This is a genomic window from Pacificimonas aurantium, assembly GCF_020092905.1.
GTDB lineage: Bacteria > Pseudomonadota > Alphaproteobacteria > Sphingomonadales > Sphingomonadaceae > Pacificimonas > Pacificimonas aurantium.
Genome location: NZ_JAGSGB010000003.1, coordinates 135,663 through 149,221, shown reverse-complemented (window position 1 = coordinate 149,221; position 13,559 = coordinate 135,663). Strand labels below are relative to the sequence as shown.

Here is a 13,559-nt window from a genome sequence, read left to right as displayed (position 1 = left end):
CGAAATCGACCGGATACACTATCTTGCCCAGCCCCAAGGCTGGAGAAAAGTTCCCGTCATATTGTCGCAGCGCGGCAGGCAGAGAGCTTGCGCCTTTGGCAAGTACGGCTATGCCGCCTTTAAGCGCCGGGGAGAGAAAAATGAAGGCACTTGGGGTAACCGGATCCGGTTCTGGCTTGACGGATGTCGACCTGGCTGCGCCCTCACCCACGGGAACCGAAGTCGTCCTGCAGGTTGATCGTTGCGGTGTGTGCCATTCCGATGTGCATCTGTGGGAAGGCGGCTTCGACTTCGGCGGAGAAACAATGTCCCTCGAAGCCATGCAGATTCCCTTCCCCCTCGTTCTCGGCCATGAAATCCTAGGGACGGTCTGCGAGGTCGGGCCGGACGCCGAGGATATCGCCGTCGGCGACAGGCGCATCGTCTATCCGTGGATCGGCTGTGGTCACTGCGTCAAATGCGCATCGGGCCGGGACGACCTGTGTCCGGACCAGCAGGCCCTCGGCATCCGCAAACCCGGGGGCTTCGGTGAGAAGGTCTGCGTCCCGCATTCGAAATATCTGGTCGATCCGGGCGATATCGACCCCTCCTGGGCCGCGACCCTCGCGTGCAGCGGGCTCACGGCATATGGCGCCGTCAGGAAATGCCTGCCAGCCGAATCCGACAGACCGGTCGTCGTCATTGGCGCAGGAGGGGTTGGCCTTAGCGCGATATCGATCCTTCGCGCTCTGGGACACTCGAACATCCTTGCCGTCGACATAGACGATCAGCATCTGGCGGCTGCGCAGGACGCCGGCGCGGCGAAGACCATCAACACCTCCTCTGTGCCGGACCCGGTGGAGACGCTGATGACGGCAGCGGGCGGACCAATCGCGGCCGTCATCGACTTCGTCAACGGGCCGATGACCGCCCCGCTGGCCTTCGCCCTTCCGGAAAAGGGCGGAACCGTGGTGCAGGTGGGCCTGTTCGGCGGCGCCTTCCCGCTTCCGCTCGCGGGCATGGCGGTCCGCGCCATTTCGCTTCAGGGCAGCTATGTCGGCAGCCTGCAGGAACTGCGCGATCTCGTGGGGCTAGCGCGGACGGGAAGGCTGCGCCCCCCGCCGATTGCCGAGCGACAGAAAGGCGAGGCGAGCGAAGTTCTCGCCGGACTAAGGGACGGGAAGATCGTCGGCCGCGTCGTGTTGGAGGGATAACCGCCAACATCGCCAGCGGCCGGAGCCGACGCGCTGCTCAGACCAGCTCGAACAGCCCCGCCGCCCCCATGCCGCCAGCTGTACACATGCTCACAACCACATAGCGCACGCCGCGGCGGCGACCTTCCAGCAGCGCCGCACCGGTCAAACGGCTTCCCGTCATGCCAAAGGGATGCCCCACCGCAATGGCACCGCCATTCACGTTCAGCTTGTCCTCTGGAATGCCGAGGGTGTCGCGGCAGTACAGGCACTGGCTGGCGAAGGCCTCGTTGATCTCGAACAGGCCGATATCATCGATGCCGAGGCCCGCGCGCTCCAGCAGTTTGGGCACCGCGAACACAGGCCCGATACCCATTTCCTCGGGCTTGCAGCCGGCAACCTGAAACCCGCGATAAATGCCCAGGATGTCGCGCCCTTCGGCCTCCGCCCGGGCACGCTCCATCACCACCTGCGCAGCGGCCCCGTCCGAAAGCTGGCTGGCATTACCGGCCGTGACGAACTTGCCCTCCTGAACGACCTCGCCGTTCGACCAGACCGGTTTCAGGTTCGCCAGCACCTCCTTCGTCGTCCCTTCGCGGATTCCCTCGTCGGCAGTGACGGTGACCGTCTCTCGTCCCGTCTCGCTGCCATCCTTGGCACGGAGGACTTTCTCGACGGTGATGGGAACGATTTCTTCGCCCAGGCGACCGCTATCCCGTGCATCGACGGCGCTCTGCTGGCTGATGGCGCCGAACTCGTCCTGGGCCTCGCGGCTGATGCCATAGCGTTCCGCCACGATCTCCGCCGTCTCGATCATGGCCATGTAAGCGTGCGGTTGCTGGGCAAGAACGCCTTCATTCTGATACCGCGGCGCGTCCTTGGTGACCGTCCAGCTGATCGATTCCATACCGCCCGCCAGCGCCACATCGATATCGCCGGCCATGATCGACCGGGCGGCGAGGGCGACGGTATTGAGGCCCGATCCGCACTTGCGGTCCATCGTGAAGGCCGGGATCTCGACCGGCATACCGGCGGCGAAGACGCACATGCGGCCGGCATTGGCGCCCTGGGTGCCCCACTGGTTGCCGACGCCCCAGAAGACGTCGTCGATTTCCCGGGGGTCGACGCCGGCGCGCTCGAGCGCGGACGTCATGGCGTGGGCGCCCATGGTCGTCGCTTCGGTATTGTTGAAGGCGCCGCGATAGGCCTTGCCGATGCCGGTCCGTGCGGTCGAGATGATGGCGGCTTCGCGCATAGTTGCTCTCCAAGAAAAAGGGGCGCCCGCAATGGGGCGCCCCGGATAGCCAAAGCCGGACGGCTTTAAAAGTTCGCCTTCAGGCCCAGTTGATAGTGGCGGCCATAGGCATCGCCGAGGAACGGGTTGTAACTGACCGGCAGCGCCGCTTCCGGCGGGTCCTCGTCGAAGATGTTGTTGACTGCGGCCTGGAACTGCAGGTCCGCGCCGCCGACCAGCAGGTCATAGGTCAGGACGAAATCCTGCCGCACATAGCTGCCCGACTCCTCGCCGAAGCGGGTGTTGGTGTTGACGCAGCCTGCCGCGGTACAGCGCTCGTCCGTCACGCCGTCGATATAGTTGAAGACGTAGCGGGCGTTCAGACGCGCGTCGTAGTTGAAGTTGACATAGGCGTTGACGCGCCACTCCGGCAGCGTGTCGGGATCGCGGAAATAGTTGCCGAACCCGACCGCATCGTAGCTTTCCTGAAGCAGTACGCCGTCCACTACGAAATCGTCGATCTTATATTCGAGGTTCCAGGTGGCGTTCCCGCCCAGAGAAAAGACGCCTAGCCCTGCATCGATATCGTAGTTGACCGCGAAATCGAAGCCGCGGACGGTAACGTCCGGACCGTTGACAACATCCGAGCGCACCCGGGCGATGTTGAGGCCCGTGCTCGTACCCTGGATGCACTGCCCGCCGTCGAAGGTGACGAGATCGGCCAGCGGCGCGTCACAATTTGCCGGTCCACCGGCCACCGGCACGACGGAACTCGCAATCGCATCCTCGGGAACGCGGGTAATCTGGTCCTCGAACTCATAGGTCCAGAAGTCCGCGGAAACCGTCAGGCCGCCGGTCGAGACGATGGCACCGACATTGTAGGTCAGCGCGGTTTCCGGATCGAGGTTCGGATTGCCGAAGATGTCGACCGACTTGTAGTTGCCGCCCGCCGCCGCAAGACCCGCCAGGGCGGTCACGAAATTGGGATCGACATTCGACGCGAGCGGGCCGCGGAAGGTCGTCCCGATAGACCCGCGAAAAGTCAGGAATTCGAGCGGCTCCCAGCGGAACGACCCCTTGGGATTCAGCGTCGAGCCCACCGGATCGCCATAATCCTCGTAGCGCAGTGCCCCCGTCAGTTCGAGTGTGTCGGCAAGCGGCACATTCACTTCCGCAAAGCCCGCAAAGACTTCCTGCTCCAGGTTCTGCGGCCGCGACACGCCCAGGAAGATAAAGGGTCCCACACCCTCGGTCGGGCTGCCCACGCAGCTGACGTCGCCCTCTACGAAGCACGGGTTGAACTGGGCATCGGAGATGTTCGACCAGCTGCGGTTGCGGAAGTCGTTCTCGCGGTACTGCGCGCCGACGGCGAACGCGAGGGGACCGCCGGCCAGCTCGATGCCGGACTCTCCTGTCAGCACCGCCTGCACGATCGTTTGCTCTTCAGACTGCCTGGTGCCGTTGTAAGGCTGCAGATAGTCGATCAGCGCAGGACTGTTCTCGGCGCCGCCCACATAGAAGGGGTTGGGCAGGTCCCAGGCCGGGTTGCTGGCCCCGGCAGTCGTGAACGGGTTGAAATAGACGCAGCTGCCCTGCCCCGGCGTGCCGGTCGCGGGATCGCAGTCCGCTCCGCCCAGACCGTTCAGAGCATTCTGCAGCCTGGTGCCGACGATGTCGCGCACGGCATTGTCGCGCTGCGAGCGCCACCAGGTCGCCGACAGGGTCAGCAGCAGGGTGTCGCTCATCTCATATTCGAGATCGCCCGAGAAGCGCAGGCCTTCCGTCTTTGCAAACCCGGTGCCGGCACCCCGATCAGGGTCCAGCGGGTTTCCAAGAAAGCCCAGCGGCCGGTAGAACACCGCGGTCACTGCCGCGATGGGACCATTGGTCGTCCCCGACTGCGGCAGGCCGACATTGTCGAGGAAATCGCCGACGTACGGATTGGCTGGCGATATGGTGAAGGCGTTCTGGAACCCCGACCCGTTGGGTCCCTGGGTCGGCGGGAAGGACGGCGAGTAGTTCAGGCTCTCCACGTCCGTGCGCGCATAGAGACCCTCGACCTTCACGGTCAGGCCGCTGCCGAGTTCGGCATTCATCGATGCGAACGCCTGATAGCGATCCTCGTCCTCGATCAGGTTGTCATGAGGCACGTAGGTGAAGCGGCAAAGCGGCGGCGTGACCGTGCCGCCCAGTTCTTCGCAGCCTGCGTCCCGGACCACCCGGGTGTCGAGAATGGGCGCCCCCGTGCCGGCATCGATACCCTGCAGGTAGGTAACCGCGAACAGTCCGGGCGTGGCAAGCGCGGAATAGCCTGAGAAATTGTCCTCATATCCCGGAAAGACGAAATCGCGCGCCGTGGTGGGAAGCTCCGACCGGTGCTGCCAGCCGCCGCCGATCATGATATTGCCGCCGTCGAAATTCTTCCCGACCAGCAGGCTCGCCTTATAATTGTCGTCCGATCCGTCGATGAAGGTCCAGTCGCCTTCGAGCTCGATGCCGTCGAAGTCGGTCCGGGTGAGGAAGTTCGCCACGCCGGCGATCGCATCCGAGCCATAGGTCGAGGCCGCGCCGTCCTTCAAGATCTCCACGCGTTCCAGCGCGAACAGCGGAATGAGGTTGGTGTCGGTGAAGCCGTCTCCCGGCGCCTGCACGGTCCGCTTGGAATTGAGCAGTACCAGCGTGCGCGTCGGACCCAGGCCGCGCAGATTGATCGACCCCTGCCCCTGGGAGCCCTGCGCCGCTGGGGAGAACTGGTTCGAATCGCCCAAGACCGAGCCTACCGAGGGAAGCTGCTTGATAAACTCGAGCGGCGAGGTGACGCCCGATTGCGACAGCTCGTCCGTGCTGAACACGTCGACCGGCAAGGCGGCGTCCTCCGGTGTGCCGCGAATGAACGAGCCCGTGATGACAATCGTGTCCGGAGTTGTCACGGCCGGCGCAGTCTGCGCGGCTTCCTCCTGCGCAAAAGCCGGCACGCCCACACTGGTAGCCATTGCCGCCGTGAAGGCAGCACTTATCAATAGACGACTCTTCATCAGAGCATCCTCCCCAATAATATTTATGTTCCGCACTCTGCCGTTGCGGTTCTGCAATTGGGCGGACTTCAGCCTCTCAAGTCAAGCAGGTAGTTGCCGCAATTCCGTTACTTGAAATGACCATGCTGCACTTGCGAATTTCAAGATGTGCCGCAATCCGCCGGTTTTGAGATTTTTCATTTCACCTGCGAACAAGTCGAGGCTGAAAAACGAACGCCATCTGTTGCGTTCGGGACACATACGGACCGGCCACCTTCGAGTGCGGCAAGCAGACGGTTGACTTTAGCCCGAAATCCTCGGATTTACGCGGATAACCGGCCGAATAATGGCCGATCAACAGATCCTTGGGAGATATCTGTACATGACCCGTTGCCTGTCGACTGCCCTCCTTCTGGGCACTGTTTCGCTCGTATCCGTTTCCGCATCTGCACAAGTCGAGACCAGCGACCCGACTGCCGTCGATCCCGCGGACCAGGTAAACCAGCCCGTCGCCCCTGCCGCCGTCGCCGGCCAGCAGGCGGCAGACGTCATCGTCATCACCGCGCAGGGCCGCGAACAGCAGCTATCCGACGTTCCGATCGCCGTCTCTGCGGTCTCTGCCGAACAGCTACAGAATTCCGGTGCCAACGACATCCGCGAGCTCAATCAGCTCGCCCCGTCGCTGCTCGTGTCTTCGACCGGCACCGAGGCGAACGGCTCGGCACGCGTCCGCGGTATCGGCACGGTCGGCGACAATCCCGGCCTTGAAAGCTCGGTCGCGGTCTTCATCGACGGCGTCTACCGCTCGCGCTCGGGTGCCGGCCTGAATGAAATCGGTCCCATCGAGCGCGTCGAGGTCCTGCGCGGCCCGCAGGGCACGTTGTTCGGACGCAACGCGTCGGCCGGCCTCATCAACATCGTCACGCAGGGTCCGGAGTTCGACACCTTCGGCTATGGTACCGGCACCTACGGCAATTACGATTTCGTCCGGCTCGAGGGCGGCTTCAACACGGCAGTGTCCGACACGGTGGCGGCCCGTATCGACGGCGTCTACTCGCGCCGCGACGGCTTCTACAACGACGTCAACAACGATACCGACGTCAACGACCGCGATCGCTATCTCGTGCGGGCGCAGGCACTGTTCGAGCCGACGTCCGACCTCTCCTTCCGCCTGATCGGCGACTATTCGAAAAAGGACGAGGCCTGCTGCGCCGCCGTCTTCCTGACGCCGGAAGTGTCGCCCTTCGCGCGCATCCCGTTGTCGGGCGATGCCTTCGATCCGCAGGGTTATGGCGATGCCCTCGTCAGCGAAGCGAACCCGATCATTCCGGTACTTCTGTCGCTTGGGCAGGATCCACGTGCCTTCACTGACGATCCTTATGACCGGAACATCTACACGACGCCGGGCCGCACCTACGAAGGCGAGACCGAGGACTGGGGTGTGTCGCTGCAAGCGGACTGGGATCTCGGCTGGGGTGAAATCACCTCGATCACCGGCTACCGCGAATATCTGAACCAGCAGGGCTCGGACACGGACTACACGCAGGTCGACATCCTCTACCGCGAGCCCGGCGCCGATGCCCTTTCACGCAAGTTCGAAACCTTCAGTCAGGAACTGCGGCTGCAGGGATCGATTCTCGACGATCGCCTCGACTGGCTGGTCGGCGGCTACTACGCCAATGAAGACCTGACGGTGCGCGAGAATCTGAAATTCGGCAGCGATTATGGCCGTTTCGCCGCTTGCCGCCTGAACGTCTCGGTCGGCCTGCAGGCCTTCTATGACGAGAACAGCGTCGGCTGCATCAGCCCGACCGGCCAGGCCGTGATCGGCGGGCAGGTTCCCGGCGTCCCGTCACCCTTCGGTGCAGCCGGACCGCTGATCCTGCAGAACCTCGCGCTGCTGGACTCGGTCCGCAATGTCGGTTCGGACGGGTCGCGCTACATGCAGAACAGCGAGAACTTCGCGTTCTTCACGCACAACATCTTCCACGTCACCGATACGGTCGATCTTACCGTAGGCCTGCGGTACACGAACGAGACCAAGACCTTCTCGGCTGACCTCAACAACACCAACACCATCTGCCCGCAGGTGCGGGAGAATCTGTCGCCGCTCCTGGCGGGTCCGCTCGGAGCGCTGGCGGGCGGCATTATCTCGCTGTCTTGTCAGGGCAACTCGACGTCCGAACTCAACGGACTGGTGCTCGATGACGAGCGCAGCGAAGAAGAGCTGACCGGTACGGCGGTCCTGTCCTGGAAGCCGTCGCGCGAGACGCTGATCTACGGCAGCTATTCGCGCGGCTACAAGGCGGGCGGTTTCAACCTCGACCGCTCCGCGCTCAACGGCCAGGGCGGAAACGCGGTGGTTGCTGGCCCGCTCGTTCTTGCCGACACGGCGAACCTGCAGTTCGACCAGGAGGAAGTGGACGCGTTCGAGATCGGTGCCAAGTACGATACGCGCGCCTTCTCGCTGTCCGCCGCGATCTTCCGGCAGGAATTCTCGAACTTCCAGCTCAATACGTTCAACGGCACCGTCTACCTGGTGCAGAACGTCAATGGCTGTAGCGATCTGGACGGCGGCGACGGTGCCGATACTGATACCTCAGCGGCGACAGGCAGCTGCGTCGGCGATATCGAACCCGGCGTGATCTCCCAGGGCTTCGAGCTCGAGGCGTCGCTGCGCCCGGCGAACTATCTCGCCGTGACGACCGGCCTGACCTACGCAGCGACGGAATATGCCGACAATCTTGTCGGCAGCGACCAGGGCGTGCCGCTCGATCCGGCGCTACGCCTCCTGCCCGGCGACAACCTGTCGAACGCGCCGGAGCTGGTCATGACGGGGTCGCTGTCCTGGACGCCGCCGATCGGCGACACGGGCATGTCCGGCCTGTTCTACATCAACACCCGCGTCACCGGCGACTACAACACCGGCTCCGACTTGCTGGCAGCGAAGGAGCAGGACGGCTACGTCGTCGTCAACGGCCGCATCGGTATCCGCGGCGAGGACGAGCGCTGGGCCATCGAGGGCTGGGTGCAGAACATGTTCGACGAGGAGTACACTCAGGTGGGCTTCAACACGCCGTTCATTGCGCCCAACCAGACCTACTCGGCCTTCCTTGCCGAGCCGCGTACCTATGGCGTGACCCTGCGCGGCCGCTTCTAGGCGCGGCCCGCGATCTGGGCACTGATGACGAAGGGGCTCGGCTGTGCCGGGCCCCTTTTCTATGGCGGCAGGGCCAAATTTACGGCGCCGCTTGACCAAGCCCTCAAAGCGGAATATCCGCGCGCTCCCGGTGCGGGTGTAGCTCAATGGTAGAGCAGGAGCTTCCCAAGCTTAAGACGGGGGTTCGATTCCCTTCACCCGCTCCAGCCCTCTCTTCCCAAAACATCCTGGAAACGCTATAAAAACCTTGGAAATCCGAAGGTTTTTGACGTTCTAATGTCCTGCATTCACCCGTCTTGTCTCGCCAAGTCCCGCCGATTTGGGGGCCACATTGGGGGCCAGGCAGATTTCCGCCAATTCGAGTGGCCCCCAGTCTGGGGGCCACGTGTCGGGTAAAGGTCTGAAATCATGGCGCTAACAGAGGTGACAATTCGCAAGGCTAAGGCCGGTCCGAAACCCTATAAAATGGGCGACTCGTCGGGCCTCTTTCTTTTGGTGCAGCCAAGCGGCGGAAAACTGTGGCGAATGAAGTACCGCATCGATGGGCGCGAGAAGAAGCTGGGCCTTGGAACCTATCCCGAAGTTGGGCTGGCTGAGGCTCGGAGAAGGCGCGATGCGGCGCGAGAGCAGATCGCGCAGGGCAAGGACCCGTCACGCGAAAAGCAGCGTGAGAAGGCCCGTGCGAGGCTGGTTGCGGAAAATACCTTTGCTGCTCTGGCTGCCGAGTTCTGCGAGAAGCGCAAGAACGACGGATCGCGAGCTTGGGCACCCGCCACTGCAAAGCGCTGCGAATACCTCCTGTCTGTCCTCAACAGCTCAATTGGCAATTTGCCAATTGCCGACATCGAGCCCGCCGACATACTGACTGCCGTTCGCCGGATCGAAAGCAAGGGCAAGCTAGAAAGCGCGAAAAGAACCTTGCAGTTGGCAGGTTCGGTCTTCCGCTATGCGGTCGCCACAGCGCGCCTCAAATCCGATCCGACACGCGATTTGAGGGGCGCGCTTAGGAACCCCACCGTCACGCATTACGGCGCGGTTCTCGATCCTGAAGGGGCTGGGGATTTGCTTCGGGCAATCGATGGCTACGAAGGCCAACCGATCACCAAGCTGGCAATGCAACTCGCTCCACATGTGTTCGTCAGGCCGGGTGAGCTCCGCCATGCAGAATGGAGCGAATTCGACTTCGACGAAGCGTTGTGGACGATCCCGGCGAGCAAAACAAAGATGCGCAAGGACCACCTCGTCCCGCTCTCATGCCAGGCCATCAAGATACTGCAGGAGGCCCAGCTGTTGACCGGTCCCACTGGCTATGTCTTCCCGTCCGTCCGCACCCGCAGGCGTCCGATGAGTGACAACACAATCAACGCCGGCCTGCGCCGCCTCGGCTACACCACCGATGAAATGACCGCCCACGGCTTCCGCGCGATGGCTTCCACCTTGCTGAACGAAAGCGGCAAGTGGAATCCCGACGCCATCGAGCGCGCCCTGGCCCACGGCGATAGCGACAAGGTCCGCGCCGCCTATCATCGCGGTGCCCATTGGAAGGAGCGCGTGAAGATGGCGCAATGGTGGAGCGACTACCTCGATAGGATTCGAGCAGGGTCTGAGGTGGTGCCGATCAAAACGGCGAAGCGCTGACCGATTGCGCCAAAATCCGTAACTCTTCTGCGACCCGCGCGAGTGCAACGAAATACCGGGCTGTTACAGATGCTTATCGTAGAGTGAGTTGCCAGCGGTTCGGTGCAAACCCGCTCAACTCGTAGACGGGTGACTTTCGCCCAAACCGTAATGTCGCAATGATATTAGGTAGATAGGTCCCGAATTCGCGGGGTACGGTGTGCTCGCCAGATTACGATTTACGCGAGTGGGCGTTAGATAGAGCGAGATCTTTGCCCGTGCCCTTTCAGGACAAGTGAATGGAGGTAGAGCCGCGCGGCGATTGAGCGCTGAAGAACGGCAGCTTTGCGCCTTAATGTCGGCCATTTGAGCTCGCTTGAATCTTTTCCGAAAGCTGCCTGTCGTCAGCATCAGCCCAGATGGCAGTTTCGCACCTTAGCAACCACTCCTTGCGATCGGCGTGCTGCCCCCCCCGAGAGTGGGCGTCGGTTCAGCACAAGGGATCGCTGCAAATGTGCGCTCCTATTGCGACCGCCTTGGTCGGCAGCGCCGAGGCATTGCATAACAAATGCAACGATAACGGGTCGGTATCCTCGCTAGAACGGGGATAGTTGTGAGGCTGCGATAATAGAACTTATACAGTTCTCGCGCCTTCGCGTTGGGATTGTCAAATGGCTCGGAGAAAAAGGGCAAGAAGCCGTATGCGTTAGGCCCTGTTGACAAACTGGATTCACAATCGCTGCGAGATGTGATTCAAGATAGCTTTTGCGGAGGTTATCTTGGCGCGGTTGCTGATGGAGGATGCCGAGTGGGCATTCTTTGAACCCTTTTTGATAGTGATCCGGGGCAAGGCGGTCGCCCGGCCTCCAACCACCGCCTTGTTCTCGATGGCATTTTCTGGATTGCTCGAACCGGTGCTGCCTGGCGTGATCTGCCTGAAGAGTTCGGCAAGTGGTCGAGCGTGTATCGCCAGTTCCGGCGCTGGACCCTGGCCGGACTTTGGGAACTGGTGCTCGATGCCCTCAACGATAGCGGCGCAGCGCCAGACAGCGTCCAGATGATCGACAGCACCGTGATCCGCGCGCACCACTTGGCAGCGGGCGCAAAAGGGGGACTCAAAGACAGGGTTTTGGCCGTTCAAAAGGCGGCTTCACGTCCAAGATCCACCTCATTACCAACGCTCACGGCCTCCCTGTCCGGGCGGAAGTAACGGGAGGTGAAGTATCTGACTTCAAAGGCTTCGATGCTCTGGTCGACGATGACCTGCCGACGGCTCGCGTGTTCCTGGCTGACCGGGGTTATGACAGCGATCATATCGGGGCAACGATCACCGAGCGTGGCGGAACACCAGTGATCCCGGCCAAGGCCAATCGCAAAGAGCCGATCCCGCACGACACCGTCACCTACGCCCTGCGGAACCGCATTGAGCGGTGCTTCGCCAAGCTCAAATGCTCGCGCCGCCTCGCAACCCGATACGACAAAACCTCAGCAAGCTATCTCGGCTTCATACATATCGCCGCCGCCCGCCTCTGGACCAATCAGTTTGTCAACAGGGCCTAAGCTACAATGGCGAAATGCCTCGCCAACTCGTGCGTGATGCGGTGCAGCTGCCGTGTTTCTCGGTCGATGCAGCACAGGGTCGTGTCCACTTCGGCGACAGACACGCTGCCGCGGCTGAACTGTATTTCGAATTGTGAGCGGGACCCACGAAAGCCCCTGAGGAGGACTTTCGCCTCGAGCTGGTCGCCGAGAAACGCCTCGCTGCGATATCTGATGTCGTGGCGCAGGGCGATCCATGCGATCTTTGCGACCTCCTCCGCCGGCGCATGTGCGACCCAATAGGCGGTGATCGCCTGCTGCACCCAGGTCAGATAGACCGCATTGTTGACGTGATCGAGCTCGTCGATCGCATCAGGGCCGACCGTGATGGGATAGACGAAAGCCGAACCGCCCTCCTGCCCCCTCTGTGGGTTCATGGGCTCGCGCCTTCGTCCCATGCGCCGTCGCCAATCCAGCGCAGGGCCGTGAGCGAGGGCATGAACATGTATTCTCCGCCGCGCAGCCGGTTGAAGGTGGTCACGCCATCGATTTTTCGGCGCACCGGCGTTTCGGGAATGGTGAAAGTCCCGGGCGTCTGGTGCAGACCGACGATCGGATCCCGTTCTTCGCCCAGGTCGACGAAGTTGCCACGGTTGATCCATTCCTGCTGGAGAAATTCGATCGTATCGAATGCCCTGGCGCTGATGAAAATGAAGAACAGCCCGCGATCCTCCTGCGCATCGGACTCCGACGTCACGTCGCGGCTCCATTTCGGACCGTAGGTAGATGAGCGCCTGATGATGCGGTGGATGTTCACATCGCTGAGGATCGTAAGCTGGCTGTCGCGCGGATTGAGGCGGCGCATATGCGCGGCGTGCGGGCAGACGAGGCCGCGATGATCGTCTTCGTAGGAGAAGTCGTTGTTGCGTCGGGAATCGGCGCCAAGTTCCGGATCGTCCCGGTCCGGCGCTAACGGCAATGGCGCACCGCTCTGCCACCGGCCGAACATCTTCGCGGCTATATAATCCTGCTCTCCTTCGTCGGCGGATTGCTCGCGCAGGAAGTCGTTAAACGCGCCGACGCGGCTCTGATATTTTCGCAGCACGGTGTATGACCCGTTGCGCCCAAGCGGTGCGGGTTGCGGCATGGCGAGCGGGCTACCGGTCTCGCTGTTCTCGCCCAGGATGAATTCTCCAGGCGCGATCGCGCGCTCCTGACCGGGCAAGGGGTCGACCCCGCTCCCGTCGACCAACGGCTGCGAAATGCTGTCGCGAAAGCCGAAGGGGTTCTTTGCGTCCTCGTCGGCACCGAAACGGTGCGTACCGATCAGCGTGATGCCGGTGGATTTTTCCAGTTCGGCCTCGGCCTTTGCCAGCACGTCGTCGAGCGCATCGTCGTCGCGCGCATAAATGGTCAATGCGATATGGCAAGTGCCGGGGCGATAGGGATCCTCCCATGTTTCGGGCGCGTTTTCGCCGAAATCGCGTAGCTGCTCGGCGCGGGCGGCCATGCCTTGCTGGAAGGCCAGCGGAAAACTCTCCAGCGAGGTTTCGGGCAGCCCGAGCGCCTTCAAGCCGTCATAGCTGATGGCGACGCCGGTCCACGAGTCCAGCTCGTCCGTCCAACCCGATGCAGCGGGGATATGGTCGGCCAGGCGGCGCAAAAGATCCCGCCCTCCGGCGGCCTCGTCGACATGGATCATCGAATGGATGCCGACATAGGGTTCGGGCCGGGATCGAAGGATCAGCGCCTGGATATCGTTGAGTTGGAGCTTGACCTTGTCCGGACGGAAGCGGGCGGAAAGTTCTTGCAGAATGCCCATG

7 protein-coding genes, 1 tRNA gene and 1 pseudogene are annotated in these 13,559 nt (G+C 62.3%); 5 read left to right on the top strand and 4 right to left on the bottom strand.

Annotation, left to right across the window (positions count from 1 at the left end; genetic code table 11):
- Positions 1-140: 140 nt before the first annotated feature.
- A complete protein-coding gene (locus KCN53_RS13810) occupies positions 141-1,193 on the top strand; it encodes an alcohol dehydrogenase (protein ID WP_088713638.1) in 1,053 nt (350 codons plus the stop codon).
- A gap of 37 nt (positions 1,194-1,230) precedes the next feature.
- Here KCN53_RS13810 and KCN53_RS13805 read toward each other — a convergent pair whose 3' ends face one another.
- Both KCN53_RS13805 and KCN53_RS13800 read right to left on the bottom strand, forming a co-directional pair.
- Positions 1,231-2,427 carry a thiolase family protein gene (locus KCN53_RS13805; RefSeq protein ID WP_088713639.1) on the bottom strand — a complete coding sequence of 399 codons (1,197 nt, stop codon included), beginning with the start codon at positions 2,425-2,427 and terminating at the stop codon, positions 1,231-1,233.
- A 65-nt stretch (positions 2,428-2,492) separates the two neighbouring features.
- Positions 2,493-5,441 carry a TonB-dependent receptor plug domain-containing protein gene (locus tag KCN53_RS13800; protein WP_088713640.1) on the bottom strand — a complete coding sequence of 983 codons (2,949 nt, stop codon included), beginning with the start codon at positions 5,439-5,441 and terminating at the stop codon, positions 2,493-2,495.
- Between the two features lie 361 nt (positions 5,442-5,802).
- Here KCN53_RS13800 and KCN53_RS13795 point away from each other — a divergent pair, with 361 nt between their 5' ends.
- The 4 genes and pseudogenes from KCN53_RS13795 to KCN53_RS13780 all read left to right on the top strand — a co-directional run bounded on the left by KCN53_RS13795 (position 5,803) and on the right by KCN53_RS13780 (position 11,757).
- Positions 5,803-8,580 carry a TonB-dependent receptor gene (locus KCN53_RS13795; RefSeq protein WP_088713641.1) on the top strand — a complete coding sequence of 926 codons (2,778 nt, stop codon included), beginning with the start codon at positions 5,803-5,805 and terminating at the stop codon, positions 8,578-8,580.
- Positions 8,581-8,712: 132 nt separating this feature from the next.
- Positions 8,713-8,786 (top strand) — tRNA-Gly (locus tag KCN53_RS13790).
- A 202-nt stretch (positions 8,787-8,988) separates the two neighbouring features.
- Positions 8,989-10,218 carry a tyrosine-type recombinase/integrase gene (locus tag KCN53_RS13785; protein WP_088713642.1) on the top strand — a complete coding sequence of 410 codons (1,230 nt, stop codon included), beginning with the start codon at positions 8,989-8,991 and terminating at the stop codon, positions 10,216-10,218.
- A gap of 773 nt (positions 10,219-10,991) precedes the next feature.
- Positions 10,992-11,757, top strand: a pseudogene (locus KCN53_RS13780) (IS5 family transposase).
- Here the strand turns inward: KCN53_RS13780 and KCN53_RS13775 are convergent.
- Both KCN53_RS13775 and KCN53_RS13770 read right to left on the bottom strand, forming a co-directional pair.
- The gene (locus KCN53_RS13775; RefSeq protein WP_063511171.1) at positions 11,754-12,173 is read right to left on the bottom strand and encodes an acyl-CoA thioesterase; all 420 of its coding nucleotides are present in this window, start codon (positions 12,171-12,173) and stop codon (positions 11,754-11,756) included. The pseudogene KCN53_RS13780 and the gene KCN53_RS13775 sit on opposite strands and share 4 nt — an antisense overlap.
- On the bottom strand, positions 12,170-13,558 hold the full coding sequence (locus KCN53_RS13770) for a Dyp-type peroxidase (protein ID WP_088713643.1): 1,389 nt from the start codon (positions 13,556-13,558) through the stop codon (positions 12,170-12,172). The genes KCN53_RS13775 and KCN53_RS13770 overlap by 4 nt, the downstream gene beginning before the upstream one ends.
- Between the last annotated feature and the right edge of the window lies 1 nt (position 13,559).